Below are 14,555 nucleotides of genomic sequence, written 5' to 3' on the forward strand. Positions count from 1 at the left end.
GTGTTGCCAGTCCTTGATGTGGAACCACCACACCGGCGGACTGGCGCCTTGGCCAGAAGCCCCAGCGTCACGCAGTAGGTCAGCGAATTAACCGCACGGCACACTAGCGTTCGTCCGGACAAGCCCGGATTGCAGTGCCCGGAGATCTGCGGCACCCTGAACAATCACTCAATACAGGGCAACACATGATGATCGATTGGTCCCGTGCAGACCACGTGTTCCTGGATATGGACGGAACACTGCTGGACCTGCACTTCGACAACCATTTCTGGCTGGAGCACCTGCCCCGGCGCTATGCCGAAAAGCACCGGATGACACCGGATCAGGCCCGGGACCTGGTGGTGCCCATGATCATGGCCGAGCGCGGCACCCTGAACTGGTACTGCACCGACTACTGGAGTGACCGGCTGGGCCTCAATATCACCGCCCTGAAGGCGGAAGTGGGTGATCGCATTGCCTACCGCCCCCAGGTACGGGAGTTCCTGCAGGCCCTCCGGCGCAACCACCTGAAGCCGGTCATCCTCACCAACTGCCACCCGGACCCCCTGCGCTTGAAGCTGGATCGCACCGGGCTGGATCAGCTGGTCGACGACATCATCTCCAGCCATGACCTCGGCGCCGCCAAGGAGGACCAGGCCTTCTGGCAGGGGCTTTCCCATCGGCACCCCTACGATGGCGGGAAGGCCATCATGGTGGACGACAGCTTTCCGGTACTGGAGAGTGCGCGCCGTGCCGGCATCGGCCAGTGCCTGGCGATCCTGTCTCCGGACAGCCGCCAGCCGGACCGGGACCCGCACCCGGACATCCCGGCCGTCTCGCACTTCGCCGAGGTACTGGACGCCCTTCAGCCGAATGCCCCTGCCATCGGGGAAACAGGACCGGTATAATAAACAACCAGACACGAGACACCGTCATACCCTGCGGAGGATCATGAGCCAGAAACGTCCGGACACCGGCAAATCCCAGGTACGCCTCGACAAATGGCTGTGGGCCGCGCGCTTCTACAAGACCCGCAACCTGGCCAAGGAAGCCATCGAGGGCGGCAAGGTCCATTACAACGAGCAGCGCTGCAAGCCCGGCAAGACCGTGGAAACCGGAGCCACGGTCAAACTCCGCCAGGGCTGGCAGGAACGGATCGTGGTTATCGACGCTATAACAGATAAAAGGCGGGGCGCTCCGGAAGCCCAGACCCTTTACCACGAAACCGACGACAGCATCCGCAAACGGGAAGACCTGGCATGGCAGCGCAAGACCATGCAGGCCGCCCAGTTGCCCCCGGCCCGCCGGCCCACCAAGAAAGACCGGCGTGAGCTGCAGAAATTCCGCGAGCAGCAGGGCCTCTGACCCTGCCTGCCGTGCGCCTGATTCCCAGGCTCCACCAACACAGGACCCCCAATGCAAGCCAGTGACCAGTTCCGCAAGTTCCTTTTCGAGCACAGCCAGATCCGGGGTGCCTGGGTACACCTGAGCAACAGTTATAACGAGATCCTGTCGCAGACCAGCTACCCGCAACCGGTCACCCATCTGCTGGGCGAGTCACTGGCGGCAAGCGTGCTCATGAGCAGCACCCTGAAGTTCAATGGCAGTCTGTCGCTCCAGGCCAATGGCGAAGGCCCCGTTACCACGCTACTGGCGGAATGCAGTCACGACCGCTTTATCCGCGGCATCGCCCGCGTTGACGAAGAGGGACCGCAGCCAAAAGGGGAAACCCTGAACCAGTTGCTGGGCCAGGGCCGCATGGCCATCACCATTACGCCGGATCAGGGGCAGCGCTATCAGGGCGTGGTGCCGAGAGAAGCCGATACCCTTGCCGGCGCCCTGGAAGAGTACTTCGAGCGCTCCGAACAGCTCGCCACCCGCCTGTTCCTGTTCGCCGACGGCGAGCATTGCGCCGGCCTGCTGCTACAGCGCCTGCCCGGTGCCACCGAGGAAGACGATCAGCTGTGGGAGCGGGTGGAACACCTGGCGGCCACCATCAGTGCCGGGGAACTGCTGACCCTGGACAGCGAAACGGTTCTGCACCGCCTGTTCCATGAAGAAGAAGTACGCCTGTTCGACCGGGAGCCCGTCGCTTTCCGCTGCAGCTGCAGCCGTGAACGAACGCTGGCTGCCCTGCAGTCCCTCGGCAAGGATGAGTGCTATGACATTCTGGAAGAACAGGGTAGCATCGAGATGGACTGTCAGTTCTGCCACGCCCACTACCAGTTCCAGCGAATCGATATCGACCAGCTGTTTTCGGGGCATACGCTGCACTGACCAACGACATTCACGGTTGCCGTCCGAACGGACGGAACATCAGCCCGCAAGCTACCCGTAAAGGGGCCTGTCGGGCTGTCGTTTTTTCAGGTCGCCTCTGGCATAATAGCGCGCCTGAATTGACCCGACTGCTCATAAATCCGCCAACCCGCTGCTGTCCCGGGGCACGCGGGCAGAGCAGTCCAAAGACATCTTGAGGGCGAGGTCGAAGTGAGCACAACTTATACGGATCTGAGCTCAGCGCGATTGGTCGAGCTGGCACTGGAAAGACAAGAAGGTCAACTGGCCTCCAACGGCGCGCTGGTCGTCAAGACCGGCAAGCGTACCGGGCGTTCACCGATGGACCGGTTCATTGTCCAGGAGCCTGGCACGGAAAACACCGTTCACTGGGGACCGATCAACCGGCCCTTTGATGCAGACAAGTTCAACGCCCTGTGGGATCGCGTGGAAAGCTACCTTTCCGCCAAAGAGCATTTCCTGTCCCATGTGCACGTGGGCTCGGACCCCGAACACTACCTGCCGGTGCAGATGCGCACCGAAACCGCCTGGCAGAATCTGTTCGGCCGCAATCTGTTCATCCGCCCGGACAGCTACAACCCGTCCGACAAGGACGAGTGGCAGGTTCTCAATGCCGCCAACTTCGAGTGCGTTCCCGAGCGGGACGGCACCAACAGCGACGGCTGTGTGATGATCAATTTCGCCGAGCGCAAGGTGCTGCTGGCCGGCATGCACTACGCCGGCGAGATGAAAAAGGCCATGTTCTCGGTGCAGAACTTCCTGCTGCCGGAGCAGGACGTGCTGCCCATGCACTGCTCCGCCAACGTGGGCGACGACGGCGACACCTGCCTGTTCTTCGGCCTCTCCGGCACCGGCAAGACCACCCTGTCCGCCGACCCGGATCGTTACCTGATCGGTGACGACGAGCACGGCTGGGGCCCGGGCACGGTGTTCAACATTGAAGGTGGCTGCTACGCCAAGTGCATCGACCTGAGCCGCAAGAACGAGCCGATTATCTGGGACGCGATCCGTTTTGGCGCCATCGTGGAGAACGTGGTCATTGACCCGGACACCCGCGAGCCCGACTACACCGACGTCTCCCTTACCGAGAATTCCCGCTGCGCTTACCCGCTGGAGCACGTGGAGAAGCGCGTTGAGGAAAACCGTGCCGGCGAGCCGTCCCACATCGTCTTCCTGACCTGTGACATGACCGGCGTACTGCCGCCGGTATCCATCCTCAGCAAGGAAGCGGCGGCGTACCACTTCCTCAGCGGTTACACCGCGCTGGTGGGCTCCACCGAGATGGGTTCCTCCTCCAAGCTGAAGTCCACCTTCTCCACCTGCTTCGGCGCACCCTTCTTCCCGCGCCCGGCCGGCGTTTACGCTGAGCTGCTGATGAAGCGGATGGACGCGTTCGGCAGCAAGGTATTCCTGGTCAATACCGGCTGGACCGGGGGCCCCTACGGTGTCGGCAAGCGTTTCAGCATCCCCACCACCCGGGGCATTATCAGCGCGATCCAGAATGGCGATCTGGACAACGCCGAAACCGAACACCTGCCCACCCTGAATCTGGACGTTCCCAAGGCGGTTCCGGGTGTCGACAGCAACCTGCTGAACCCGCGCAACACCTGGCCCAGCAAGGAAGACTACGACGCCAAGGCGGAGGAACTGATCGGCCAGTTCGTGGAAAACTTCAAGAAATTCGAAGTCTCCGACGCCATCGTCGCAGCCGGCCCAAAGCTGTAATCGGCCCCGGCAAGAAAAAAGCGCCCTGCCTCACGGCACGGCGCTTTTTTTGCGCTCTGCTGATTGTCACAAGGTTCAACCCGGCCGGTACGCGACCTGCCCTTCGCACACGGTCCAGTGCGCCACGCCTTTCAGGTCCTGTCCCGACACGGGTGCATGAAGCCCCCGGGATAACATGGTGTCCGGGTGAGCCTGCCACTGACTCTCCAGATCCCAGAGGCTGAAGCTGGCCGGGGCGCCCTGTTCGATTCCGGCGGACCAGCCAATCACAGCGGCCGGGCCTTCCGTCAGGGCTCTCAGCAGGGCGTTCATGGTCAGCTCGCCCCGCTCCACCAGTGACAGGCCCATGGAGAACACGCTTTCCACGGTGGACAGCCCCGGCTCGGTGATGCCCAGTGGTGCCTGCTTGGCGGCGGTATCGTGGGGCTGGTGCTGGCTGACGATGGCATCGATCACGCCATCTTCCACCCCCTGCAGCAGGGCCTTGCGATCCGATTCCCTGCGCAGCGGTGGCACCACGTGGTAGCGGCTGTCGAAACCGGACAGGGCCTCCTCGGTGAACAACAGCTGGTGCATGGCCACATCAGCGGTGACTGCAACCCCCCGGGCCCGGGCGTCGGCCACCATCCCCACACTACGGGCGCAGGACAGCTGGCCGAGGTGTATCCGCACGCCGGTTTCTTCCGCCAGCAGCAGCATTTCCATGACCGCTGCGGTTTCCGCCACCTCAGGCACGCCCAGCAAACCAAGCCGGGCCGCCACCCTGCCATCATGGGCATAGCCATCTGCCGCCAGCGCCTGATTCACCGGCTGCAGCATCAGGGTGATATCAAAGGTACGGGCGTAGGCCATGCAACGGCGAAGGATGCGGGCGTTGGCCATGGCATTGTTGCCATTGCTGAAGGCCACGCAGCCGGCAGAGGCAAGGCCTACCATATCGCTGAGCAGTTCGCCGGCCAGGCCGCGGGTGGCAGCGCCAACCGGTAGCACCCGGACCGCCGACTTCGTTCGCGCCACATCGCGGATCAGGTTGGTAACGGCACCGGAATCGTTCACCGGTGAGGTGTCCGGTGACGCGCATACGGTGGTAAACCCGCCCCGCGCCGCTGCCCGGGTTTCCGAGGCAATGTTGCCCTTCTGACCGTTACCCGGCTCCCGCAGGTTACAGCACAGGTCCACGAAGCCCGGCAACAGGGTCAGGCCACTGGCATCTATTTCCAGGTCTGCAGGGTCACGGATGACATCGCGGCCCATGGACCGGATCAGGCCGTCCCGCACCAGCAGATTAACGGCGCCGCTTTCACCCGATAAACGGGCATTGTCAATGCGCAGGCTGCTGGTCATTGCGCACCTCCCGGCTGCCGAGTCCGGGTGGCGCGTTCAGCCACTTGGCCACTCATGGCCATGGACATCACCGCCATGCGGATGGCGATGCCATTGGTGACCTGATTGAGGATCACCGATTGCGGCCCGTCCGCCACGGCGGATTCGATTTCCACGCCCCGGTTGATAGGCCCGGGATGCATGACGATGCAATCCGGCCTGGCCAATGCCAGTTTCTCTGAATCCAGGCCATAAAGCCGGTAGAACTCCCGCTCACTGGGCAACAGTGCGCCTTCCATCCGCTCCGTTTGCAGGCGCAGCATGATCACCACATCCAGGTCAGCCATCCCCTTGGTCATATCGAATTCGACCGTGCAGCCGAGACTGTCCACATCGGCAGGCAGTAGCGTACCCGGCGCGATCAGCCGCACTTCTTCCGCGCCCAGGGTCTGCAGCGCCCGGATCTGTGAGCGGGCTACCCGCGAATGCAGGATATCCCCCACGATCGCCACTTTCAGGCCCTCGAAGCGCTGCTTGTGCTGACGAATGGTCAGCATGTCCAGCATGGCCTGAGTGGGATGGGCGTGGCGGCCGTCACCGGCATTGATGATGGCGACGTCCGGAGTAACGGATTCGGCAATGAAATGGGGCGCGCCGCTCTGGGAATGGCGCACTACGAACATGTCACTGGCCATGGCTTCGAGGTTGAGCAGGGTATCGGACAGGGATTCGCCCTTGGAGGTGGCGGAGGTGTTGATGTCCAGGTTGAGCACGTCTGCCGACAGGCGTTTGGCAGCCAGTTCGAAGGTGCTGCGGGTACGGGTGCTGGACTCGAAGAACAGGTTGACCACGGTGCGCCCCCGCAACAGGGGCACCTTCTTGATGGTGCGCTCACCCACTTCAATGAAGGAATCGGCGGTATCGAGAATATCGGTCAGCATGGCCCGGTCGAGGCCATCAAGGGTAATAAAGTGCCGCAACTGGCCCTCATCGGTCAGCTGCAGGTGCCGGGAGGCCTGATCATGGGCGCTGAGCCGGGCCGACACGGTCATGGTTTCAGCTCCCGCAATTCAAGTCTCAGGGGATCCGGCCCCACCAGCTTGACCCGCTGACTGGCCGGCAACGCCAGGCGGTGGGCCACGACGTCCGGCTGGATGGGCAGGTCGCGCCCGCCCAGGTCGATCAGCGCCACCAGGGTAATGGAGCTGGGCCGCCCATAGTCGAACAGCTCGTTCATGGCGGCACGGATGGTACGGCCACTCATGACCACATCATCCACCAGCACCAGGTCCCGGCCCTCGGTTTCGAACGGCAGGTGCGAAGGGGTCACCCTGGGGTTGAGGCCGATACGGCTGAAATCGTCCCGATAGAAGGAAATATCCAGCTGACCGAAGGGCTCCTCCAGCTCCAGGCGCTGGTGCAGCTCACCAGCGATCCAGACACCGCCGGTGCGGATACCCACCAGCAGTGGATCGGCAATACCCCGGTCACTCAGATAGCGGCGAAGCGACTGCTCCAGCGTATCGAGCAAGGCGGGAACCTCGGGCAAGTTGGTCATGGTGGCATCTGCCTCCGCTACATCAATGAGTCGGGACGGGTCTGCTGGTGATTGAACCAGCTCTCCAGGATCAGAACCGCCGCCAGGTCATCCACGCCATGGCGGCCAAAATCGCTGCTGCCGCCGTCAGCCAGCACCGCTTCCTTGGCCTCGAAACTGCTCAGCCGTTCGTCCATCATCTCCACCGGCACGTGAAAGCGGCCATGGATACGCTTGCCGAACTTTCTCGCCCGGGCGCACATATCGCTTTCAGTGCCATCCATATTGAGGGGCAGGCCGACAACGACCAGGTCCGGCCGCCATTCGTTGAGCAGGGTTTCAATCCGGCTCCAGTCCGGGACCCCATCCCGGGCGGGGATCATGGTGACCGGGCGCGCCGACCCCAGCAGCTCCTGGCCGCAGGCGACGCCGATCCGGCGCAGGCCGAAATCAAAGGCCAGCACCCGGCGCTGGCGGGCCGCACCGGAATCCGCTTCAGGCATGACCCACCGACTGGTCCAGCTGACCGGGGTCGATGCCCATCTGTGCCAGCACGGTTCGATACCGATCCTGCCATGGCGTATCGAAAAGAACAGCATCACTGGCCGGACAGGTGAGCCAGGCATTACCGGCCAGCTCTTCCTCCAGCTGACCGGCACCCCAGCCGGAATACCCCAGAGCCACCAGGTAGCGCTCCGGTCCCAGCTCGTTGCCAATGGCCTGGAGAATATCCCGGGAGGTGGTAATCTGCAGCCGGTCGCTGACCGCCACGGAACTCTGCCACTCCCGGTCGAGGGGGTGCAGCACGAAACCCCGTTCCTGCTGCACCGGGCCGCCGCCGTAAACCGGCTGATCCAGATGCTCGCCGTCCATATCCAGCTGCTCCAGAATTTCTCCCAGGGACACGTCCAGCGGCTGATTGATCAACAGGCCGAACGTGCCATCGGCGTCATGATCACAGATATAGATAACCCCGCCATGGAAATTGGGGTCGCCAAGCCAGGGTGATGCCACCAGGAATTGGCCCTTCAGATTCTGGCCCTGCTGCTCGCGTTCACTCATCCTGATGTCAGCCCCCGGCGCTGGAAAGACCAGGTGCGTATGATTTCAAGCTCATCGGTTTTCTCCCGCATGGATTCCGGGAAAGGTGCAAACGGTGCCGCCAGACGGATAATGCGGATAGCCGCGTCGTCCAGCACCGAGCTGCCGGAAGATTCGAGAATGCTCAATTCCTTGACGGTACCATCCTTGCGCAAGGATACCAGCAAACGCAGGTCACCGTAGATACCCTGGCTGCGGGCCTCCTGAGGGTAATTGCTGTTACCGACGCGGGTAATCTTGTCAATCCACTGGCGTACATACCAGGCATTGGACGACTGCAGGGTGGACGCGGCGGTCACCCGGGTGACCCGGGGCCGACGGGCATAGGCCTGCTGCTGGGCATCCAGTCGCGCTTCCAGGCTGGCGATCTCCAGGCTTCGCTCCATCAGGCTTTTCTTTTCGGCCACCGGCAGGTCTTCTTCTGGCGGTTCCGGATTTTCCTCACGGACCTCCGCCTCCTCTGACGCGGCCTCCGCCTGCACCACCTCCCGCTCTTCCCGGGGCTGGCGTTCGGTCACCGTGGGCTGAACCGGCTGCACCTGTTCTACCTCGCGAGCGTTGACATCGGCCACTTCCGTGGTGGTCTGTTCCAGCTTCTCCTCGGCCTCGCCGCTGCCCTGCTGGTTGCTGGCCGCCAGAAAATCCGCTTCATCCGGCGCCTGCTCATCATCGAACCGGGACAGGGTGATTTCCATGGTGGAAGCACTGGTGGCCGGCTCCTCGGGGGCGAAGGTCACCCCCAGCAGCACCACCGCATGCAGTGCAAGCGCCATGAACAATGTAAACATCAGGCGATCATTCGCCGTGACCTGTGCTGCCATTCCTGCCACTTCCCGGGGTTGCCTGTATCAGAGGATCATCAATGCCGGACTATTATCCCAGACGACGCTCGATGGCATCCATGAGCTGGCCCGCAATATCGATGCCGAACGCCGCATCCAGCTCCCTGACGCAGGTAGGGCTGGTGACATTGATTTCCGTGAGATAGTCGCCGATCACGTCGATGCCGACAAAGATCAGATTCTTCTCTTTCAGCACCGGCGCTACCCGGTCGCAGATTTCCCGGTCACGGGCGGTCAATTCGCGACCCTCACCACGCCCGCCGGCCGCCAGGTTGCCCCGGTTCTCGCCCACGGATGGAATACGGGCCAGGGCGTAGGGCACCGGCTCACCCTCGATCAGCAGAATGCGCTTGTCGCCCTCGGTGATCTCGGGGATGTACTTCTGCGCCATGCACTGGTGCTGACCGTCGTTGGTCAGCGTCTCGATAATCACACCCAGATTGAAGTCGTTCTCGCGGATCCTGAAGATGGACTTGCCGCCCATACCGTCCACCGGCTTCATGATGACGTCGCCATGCTCCCGGTAGAATTCACGCAGGCGATCGGCGGAGCGGGTTACCAGCAGGGGCGGCGTGCAGTCCTCGAACTGGGTGGCAAACAGCTTCTCGTTGCAGTCCCGCAGCGCCTGGGTGGGGTTGACCACCAGGGCACCCTGGCGTTCGGCGGCTTCCAGGATGTGGGTACACATCAGGAACTCCCGGTCCACCGGGGGGTCCTTGCGCATCAGGATGGCGTCCAGATCGCCGAGTGCGACGTCCGACTCCCGGCCGAAGGTGTACCAGTCCCGGGGATCCATACGCACATCGAGGTCGCGAACCCGTGCCCGCGCCTGACCACCTTTCATGTACAGGTCCGGCAGCTCCATGTATTCAATCTCCCAGCCCCGCTGCCGGGCCGCCCAAAGCATGGCCAGGGAGGTATCCTTCTTGAAATGAAGGTCCTGGACCGGATCCATTACCACGCCGATTCTGAGAGCCATCGAGCCTCCCGATCAATTGATGAAAAACAGGAACCCGTCTACAGAGCATGCCTGTTAAACGGTGCTATGCTGAGCAAGAGATGTTATTGCACCCGGCGCCGGAATGCACCCGCCTTTGGCGCCGCCGCGGCCAGGCGCCAAAAAACTGTCGCGTCAGTGGACGCAAACTGTGCGCGTGTACAATACGTCACAATCTAAAACTTTGTTGCCGGTCACGAATAACCTATAAATGGAGAGGCTTGATAGAACACCCCTGGTTTGTGTGTTAAAAAGCAACTCTCTGAATACCGACACCCGCAGAGCGCAAGGCAGTTGCACAATGGACGACAACTTCGAGAATCTGAAAATCATGGTGATTGACGATAGCAAGACCATTCGTCGCACCGCAGAGACGCTGCTCAAAAAAGTGGGCTGCGAGGTAATCACCGCGACCGACGGATTTGACGCGCTCGCCAAGATAGCCGACTCCCATCCCGACATCATATTCGTGGACATCATGATGCCACGCCTGGATGGCTATCAGACCTGCGCCCTCATCAAGAACAATTCCGACTTCCGCAAGACGCCAGTCATCATGCTGTCGAGCAAGGACGGACTGTTTGACAAGGCCAAGGGGCGTATTGTCGGGTCAGACCAGTACCTGACCAAACCATTCAGCAAGGACGAGCTGCTAAACACGATTCGCCAGTATGTTCCCCAGGCGGAACAGTAAGTTCGTTCCATAAAGAGAACCATTGAGGATAACATGGCCCGTATTCTGATCGTTGACGACTCCCCCACCGAACTCAAGAAGATCTCCACCCTGCTGGAGAAACACAAGCACGAGGTGCTGACAGCCGACAACGGCGCCGACGGCGTTGCCATGGCCCGGGCCGAAAACCCGGACCTGGTCCTGATGGACGTTGTCATGCCCGGACTGAATGGCTTCCAGGCCACCCGGCAGCTGACTCGCGCGCCTGAAACCGCCTCTATCCCGGTGGTCATCGTCACCACCAAGGACCAGGAAACCGACCGTGTCTGGGGCACCCGTCAGGGCGCCAAGGGTTATCTGGTCAAACCGGTCAACGAGAACGACCTGATCAGCACCATCGACAGCCTCGTTTCCTGATTCCGTCCCGTGGAGTAAGCATGTCTGCCCAGGCCGCCCCCTTTGCCGTACTGACGGATATTGCCCGGCGAAGCCGGTCTCTGGCTGCCGGCCTGCCGGAACAGCAGCAGGCCGTCGCCCTCTGGAACGGCATCGGCTTCATGCTCGCCGGCCAGCGCTTCGTCGCCCCCATGGGCGAAGTCGTGGAAATCCTTCATGTGCCTCGTTACACCCATGTGCCGGGGGTTCGTCCGTTCATGCTGGGCGTGGCCAACGTGCGTGGCCGGCTGCTGCCACTGATCGACCTGGCCCAGTTTCTCGGCCTGCCACGTGGTGCCCGCAGTAACCGGGATCGCCGTATCCTGGTGGTCGAACAGGACGACATCTTTACCGGTCTGGTGGTCGACGACGTGGCGGGCATGCAGTACTTCGCCGAAGACAGCTTTCAGGCTCATCCGGGTGAGGTGCATGAGGCGGTCCAGCCGTTCGTACAGGGCGGCTACGTCCGTGATGAGGAAACGTGGAACGTGTTCTCAACTTTTGCGCTGATCGATGATGAGCGCTTTCTGGATGTGTCACAGTGGTAATGTTTACGGCCGTGCCGGCATCGCTGGCCGACTTACCCTCTGAAACCTATTTGCCAAAAAGAAGAGAGGCCGGGAGCCAAAGATGAAAAACAAAGCCGGAAGATTCAGCATGGGACAGGGCGCCAACAAGCTTGTTGCCGGCCTGATCGCAACGCTGATCGCACTTACCGTGCTGCTCGTTGTGGTTCTGTTCATCGTCAACCAGAACAGCCAGAACGATCAGGAATATATCGCTTACGCCGGTGAACTGCGGGTGCTCTCCCAGGAGATCACCAGTAACGCCACCGAAGCTGCTGACGGTAACGCGGAAGCGTTCGACCAGCTGCAAAGCAGCCGCAACGAGTTTTCCCAGCTGTGGGGCTACATTCTGGAAGGCAACCCGGAAACCGGCCTCCCGGCCAGTAAACTGGCTGCCCGGAGTGAGGTTCAGCCCTACTGGAATACCGTCCGCGACAACGCCGACCGTATCGTGAACACCCGCGAGGACGTGCTCGCCCTGCACGAAGTTGCGAGCCGGCTCAACGATACCATTCCCAACCTGCAGCGGGACTACCGGGATATCGTAACGGTACTGCTGGACAACGGCGCACCGGCCCAGCAAGTGGCCCTGGCCCAACGTCAGTCCCTGCTGGCGGAACGTATCGCCAGGGCGGTCAACAGCGTACTGTCCGGTGACGAGGACGCGGTAGTGGCGGCTGACCGGTTCGGTCGCGATGCCACCGAATTCGGGCGCATTCTTCAGGGACAACTGGAAGGCAACCCGGCCCAGGACATCTCCCGCATCGACATCGAGGAAGCCCGTTACGGCCTGGAAGCCATCGAGGAACAATTCCAGTTCGTTTCCCAGAACATTGATGCCATCCTCAACGCCTCGCCCTACCTCAAGCGCGTTCGTGAAGCATCCAACAGCATTTTCCAGAACTCGCAGGTGCTGCTGCAGGAAATTTCCGCCCTGGCCAACAGCTTTGCCGGCCAGGCCGACTCACGGATTATCAGCCCGCTGCTGGCCTACCTGATCCTGGCCCTGATGGTGGCCACCGTTGTTGCCATCGGTGTGGTGCTCTACCGGGCCGCCCAGGAACGTCTGGCCCAGACCCAGGCCCAGAACGAGCAGAACCAGAACGCGATCCTGCGACTGCTGGACGAACTGGCCGACCTGGCCGATGGTGACCTGACCACGGAGGCCACGGTTACCGAGGACTTCACCGGTGCCATCGCCGACTCCATCAACTACGCTATCGACCAGATGCGTGGCCTGGTACAGGCCATCCGGGGTACGGCAGTACGGGTTGCCTCCGCGGCCCAGGAATCCCAGTCCACGGCCATGCAGCTGGCCGACGCCTCCGAGCACCAGGCCCAGGAAATCGCCGGCGCCTCGGCAGCGGTGAACGAGATGGCGGTATCCATCGACCAGGTATCCTCCAACGCCGCCGAATCCACCGCCGTTGCGGAGCGCTCGGTTGCCATCGCCAAGAAAGGCGCGGAAGTGGTACAGAACACCATCCGCGGCATGGACAACATCCGTGAACAGATCCAGGAAACGTCCAAACGGATCAAGCGTCTGGGTGAATCGTCCCAGGAAATCGGCGATATCGTATCGCTGATCAACGACATCGCCGACCAGACCAACATCCTGTCCCTGAACGCCGCCATCCAGGCCTCCATGGCCGGTGACGCGGGCCGGGGCTTCGCGGTAGTTGCCGACGAGGTTCAGCGCCTGGCGGAGCGCTCCTCCGCAGCGACCAAGCAGATCGAGGCGCTGGTCAAGACGATCCAGTCGGATACCAACGAAGCGGTTATCTCCATGGAACACACCACCGCCGAGGTAGTGCGTGGTGCCCGCCTGGCGCAGGACGCCGGTGTCGCCCTGGAGGAAATCGAAAACGTATCCATGAGTCTGGCGGAACTGATCCAGAACATCTCCAACGCGGCACGCCAGCAGGCGTCTTCGGCAGCCCACATTTCCAACACCATGAACGTCATCCAGGAAATCACCTCGCAGACATCCTCCGGTACCAACGCCACCGCGCGGTCGATCGGAAACCTGGCAGAGATGGCTTCCGAATTGCGGTCTTCCGTTGCCGGCTTCACCCTGCCGGAGGAAGACGCTACCGACACCATGGAGAACGAGGAAGACAGCAACGTTCCGGTGGTCAGCTGACCACCGTTGCCTGGGGCGATGACGGTTTATGTCTGAAACACCCCGCAACCTGTCACCCGGCTCCGGAACCTGGGCGCTGCGCCCGCTTCCCGATATGGACGAGGCGCAGTTCCACCAGTGGAAAACACTGCTGGAACACCGGACCGGCATGGCCCTGGCACCTGAACGCAAGTCTTTCCTGGAAACCAACATCGGGATCCGCATGCGTGAAATCGGATGCGGCAGTTTCCAGGCCTATTACGAAAAGATCGTGGCAGGACCGGAAGCCGTGGTGGAGTGGGCCACTCTGGTGGACCGCCTTACCGTTCAGGAAACCCGCTTCTTCCGGGATGCGGATGCCTTCCGGCTGGTGTCTGACTATGTCATGACGCGGCCAAGGGAGCAGCTGCGCCGGCGTCCGCTGGAGGCCTGGAGCGTGGGTTGCTCCACCGGTGAGGAGGCCTACACCCTGGCCATCCTGCTGAACGAAAGCATGGAGCAGCTCGGGCTGCCCCCGCTGTATGGAGTCACCGGTTCTGACATCAGCAAGCCGGCTCTGGAGAAGGCGCAGAAGGGGTTATTCAATCCCCGCCGCCTGAACGGCATGGATGACAGTCTCCGACAGCGGTATTTCCGGGCAGGCGCCCGTAACAGTGCAGAAATTGCAGAGGGAATTCGTGAACGTGTCTGTTTCACCCGGCTCAATGTGCTGGACCTGAAACGGGCCCCCATGCAGGGGATGAACATTATCTTCTGCCAGAATCTGCTGATTTACTTCCGCCGCTGGCGCCGGCGGGAAATCATCAGCCGACTGGCAGGCTATCTGGCTCCCGGCGGCCTGCTGGTGCTGGGCCAGGGTGAGATCACCGGCTGGCACCCACCTGGAATGCAGCGGGTTCCCTCGGAACATGTGCTGGCGTGGATACGCCGCCAGTCAGACGACGAATAACCGGAGTGGTT

The 14,555-nt window shown here is 61.9% G+C and carries 16 protein-coding genes; 9 read left to right on the plus strand and 7 right to left on the minus strand.

Annotated elements, in window-relative coordinates; genetic code table 11:
* The first annotated feature begins 185 nt into the window (after positions 1-185).
* The 4 genes from yrfG to IE079_RS18085 all read left to right on the plus strand — a co-directional run bounded on the left by yrfG (position 186) and on the right by IE079_RS18085 (position 3,999).
* A complete protein-coding gene (gene yrfG / locus IE079_RS18070; RefSeq protein WP_308427793.1) occupies positions 186-887 on the plus strand; it encodes a GMP/IMP nucleotidase in 702 nt (233 codons plus the stop codon).
* Positions 888-930: 43 nt separating this feature from the next.
* On the plus strand, positions 931-1,344 hold the full coding sequence (gene hslR / locus IE079_RS18075; protein ID WP_189578372.1) for a ribosome-associated heat shock protein Hsp15: 414 nt from the start codon (positions 931-933) through the stop codon (positions 1,342-1,344).
* Positions 1,345-1,395: 51 nt separating this feature from the next.
* The gene (gene hslO, locus IE079_RS18080; RefSeq protein WP_189578374.1) at positions 1,396-2,256 is read left to right on the plus strand and encodes an Hsp33 family molecular chaperone HslO; all 861 of its coding nucleotides are present in this window, start codon (positions 1,396-1,398) and stop codon (positions 2,254-2,256) included.
* Positions 2,257-2,394: 138 nt separating this feature from the next.
* On the plus strand, positions 2,395-3,999 hold the full coding sequence (locus tag IE079_RS18085; protein WP_189578587.1) for a phosphoenolpyruvate carboxykinase: 1,605 nt from the start codon (positions 2,395-2,397) through the stop codon (positions 3,997-3,999).
* Positions 4,000-4,074: 75 nt separating this feature from the next.
* Here IE079_RS18085 and IE079_RS18090 read toward each other — a convergent pair whose 3' ends face one another.
* The 7 genes from IE079_RS18090 to gshB are packed head-to-tail and all read right to left on the minus strand — an operon-like array spanning position 4,075 to position 9,781.
* Positions 4,075-5,343, minus strand: a complete 1,269-nt coding sequence (locus tag IE079_RS18090; RefSeq protein WP_189578376.1) for a dihydroorotase — start codon at positions 5,341-5,343, stop codon at positions 4,075-4,077.
* Entirely contained in the window at positions 5,340-6,374 is a 1,035-nt protein-coding gene (locus tag IE079_RS18095; RefSeq protein ID WP_189578378.1) for an aspartate carbamoyltransferase catalytic subunit, read from the minus strand. The genes IE079_RS18090 and IE079_RS18095 overlap by 4 nt, the downstream gene beginning before the upstream one ends.
* On the minus strand, positions 6,371-6,880 hold the full coding sequence (pyrR, locus tag IE079_RS18100) for a bifunctional pyr operon transcriptional regulator/uracil phosphoribosyltransferase PyrR (RefSeq protein ID WP_189578380.1): 510 nt from the start codon (positions 6,878-6,880) through the stop codon (positions 6,371-6,373). The genes IE079_RS18095 and pyrR overlap by 4 nt, the downstream gene beginning before the upstream one ends.
* A gap of 17 nt (positions 6,881-6,897) precedes the next feature.
* Positions 6,898-7,362 (minus strand): Holliday junction resolvase RuvX, encoded by a 465-nt coding sequence (ruvX, locus tag IE079_RS18105; RefSeq protein WP_189578382.1) that lies wholly within the window; start codon positions 7,360-7,362, stop codon positions 6,898-6,900.
* Positions 7,355-7,921, minus strand: coding sequence for a YqgE/AlgH family protein (locus tag IE079_RS18110; protein WP_189578385.1), 567 nt, complete (start codon positions 7,919-7,921; stop codon positions 7,355-7,357). Before IE079_RS18110 ends, ruvX begins: the two co-directional genes overlap by 8 nt.
* On the minus strand, positions 7,918-8,781 hold the full coding sequence (locus tag IE079_RS18115; protein WP_189578387.1) for an energy transducer TonB: 864 nt from the start codon (positions 8,779-8,781) through the stop codon (positions 7,918-7,920). Before IE079_RS18115 ends, IE079_RS18110 begins: the two co-directional genes overlap by 4 nt.
* A 52-nt stretch (positions 8,782-8,833) precedes the next feature.
* Complete coding sequence (gshB, locus tag IE079_RS18120) at positions 8,834-9,781, minus strand: glutathione synthase (RefSeq protein ID WP_189578389.1); 948 nt, start codon at positions 9,779-9,781, stop codon at positions 8,834-8,836.
* A 319-nt stretch (positions 9,782-10,100) separates the two neighbouring features.
* Here gshB and pilG point away from each other — a divergent pair, with 319 nt between their 5' ends.
* The 5 genes from pilG to IE079_RS18145 all read left to right on the plus strand — a co-directional run bounded on the left by pilG (position 10,101) and on the right by IE079_RS18145 (position 14,544).
* Positions 10,101-10,493 (plus strand): twitching motility response regulator PilG, encoded by a 393-nt coding sequence (pilG, locus tag IE079_RS18125; RefSeq protein WP_189578391.1) that lies wholly within the window; start codon positions 10,101-10,103, stop codon positions 10,491-10,493.
* 33 nt (positions 10,494-10,526) lie between these two features.
* Complete coding sequence (pilH, locus tag IE079_RS18130; RefSeq protein WP_189578393.1) at positions 10,527-10,889, plus strand: twitching motility response regulator PilH; 363 nt, start codon at positions 10,527-10,529, stop codon at positions 10,887-10,889.
* A gap of 20 nt (positions 10,890-10,909) precedes the next feature.
* Positions 10,910-11,455 (plus strand): chemotaxis protein CheW, encoded by a 546-nt coding sequence (locus IE079_RS18135; RefSeq protein WP_189578395.1) that lies wholly within the window; start codon positions 10,910-10,912, stop codon positions 11,453-11,455.
* A gap of 82 nt (positions 11,456-11,537) precedes the next feature.
* Positions 11,538-13,616, plus strand: coding sequence for a methyl-accepting chemotaxis protein (locus tag IE079_RS18140; RefSeq protein WP_189578397.1), 2,079 nt, complete (start codon positions 11,538-11,540; stop codon positions 13,614-13,616).
* Positions 13,617-13,644: 28 nt separating this feature from the next.
* Entirely contained in the window at positions 13,645-14,544 is a 900-nt protein-coding gene (locus IE079_RS18145) for a CheR family methyltransferase (protein ID WP_189578399.1), read from the plus strand.
* Positions 14,545-14,555: the final 11 nt, after the last annotated feature.

It is taken from the genome of Marinobacter zhanjiangensis (assembly GCF_014651935.1).
Lineage (GTDB): Bacteria > Pseudomonadota > Gammaproteobacteria > Pseudomonadales > Oleiphilaceae > Marinobacter > Marinobacter zhanjiangensis.

Coding starts and splice junctions, on each gene's coding strand:
- IE079_RS18115 (WP_189578387.1), bottom strand. CDS start 8,781: ATGGCAGCACAGGTCACGGCGAATGATCGCCTGATGTTTACATTGTTC.
- pilH (WP_189578393.1), top strand. CDS start 10,527: ATGGCCCGTATTCTGATCGTTGACGACTCCCCCACCGAACTCAAGAAG.
- hslR (WP_189578372.1), top strand. CDS start 931: ATGAGCCAGAAACGTCCGGACACCGGCAAATCCCAGGTACGCCTCGAC.
- IE079_RS18090 (WP_189578376.1), bottom strand. CDS start 5,343: ATGACCAGCAGCCTGCGCATTGACAATGCCCGTTTATCGGGTGAAAGC.
- IE079_RS18110 (WP_189578385.1), bottom strand. CDS start 7,921: ATGAGTGAACGCGAGCAGCAGGGCCAGAATCTGAAGGGCCAATTCCTG.
- IE079_RS18145 (WP_189578399.1), top strand. CDS start 13,645: ATGTCTGAAACACCCCGCAACCTGTCACCCGGCTCCGGAACCTGGGCG.
- IE079_RS18135 (WP_189578395.1), top strand. CDS start 10,910: ATGTCTGCCCAGGCCGCCCCCTTTGCCGTACTGACGGATATTGCCCGG.
- IE079_RS18095 (WP_189578378.1), bottom strand. CDS start 6,374: ATGACCGTGTCGGCCCGGCTCAGCGCCCATGATCAGGCCTCCCGGCAC.
- IE079_RS18140 (WP_189578397.1), top strand. CDS start 11,538: ATGAAAAACAAAGCCGGAAGATTCAGCATGGGACAGGGCGCCAACAAG.
- ruvX (WP_189578382.1), bottom strand. CDS start 7,362: ATGCCTGAAGCGGATTCCGGTGCGGCCCGCCAGCGCCGGGTGCTGGCC.
- yrfG (WP_308427793.1), top strand. CDS start 186: ATGATGATCGATTGGTCCCGTGCAGACCACGTGTTCCTGGATATGGAC.
- pilG (WP_189578391.1), top strand. CDS start 10,101: ATGGACGACAACTTCGAGAATCTGAAAATCATGGTGATTGACGATAGC.
- pyrR (WP_189578380.1), bottom strand. CDS start 6,880: ATGACCAACTTGCCCGAGGTTCCCGCCTTGCTCGATACGCTGGAGCAG.
- hslO (WP_189578374.1), top strand. CDS start 1,396: ATGCAAGCCAGTGACCAGTTCCGCAAGTTCCTTTTCGAGCACAGCCAG.
- gshB (WP_189578389.1), bottom strand. CDS start 9,781: ATGGCTCTCAGAATCGGCGTGGTAATGGATCCGGTCCAGGACCTTCAT.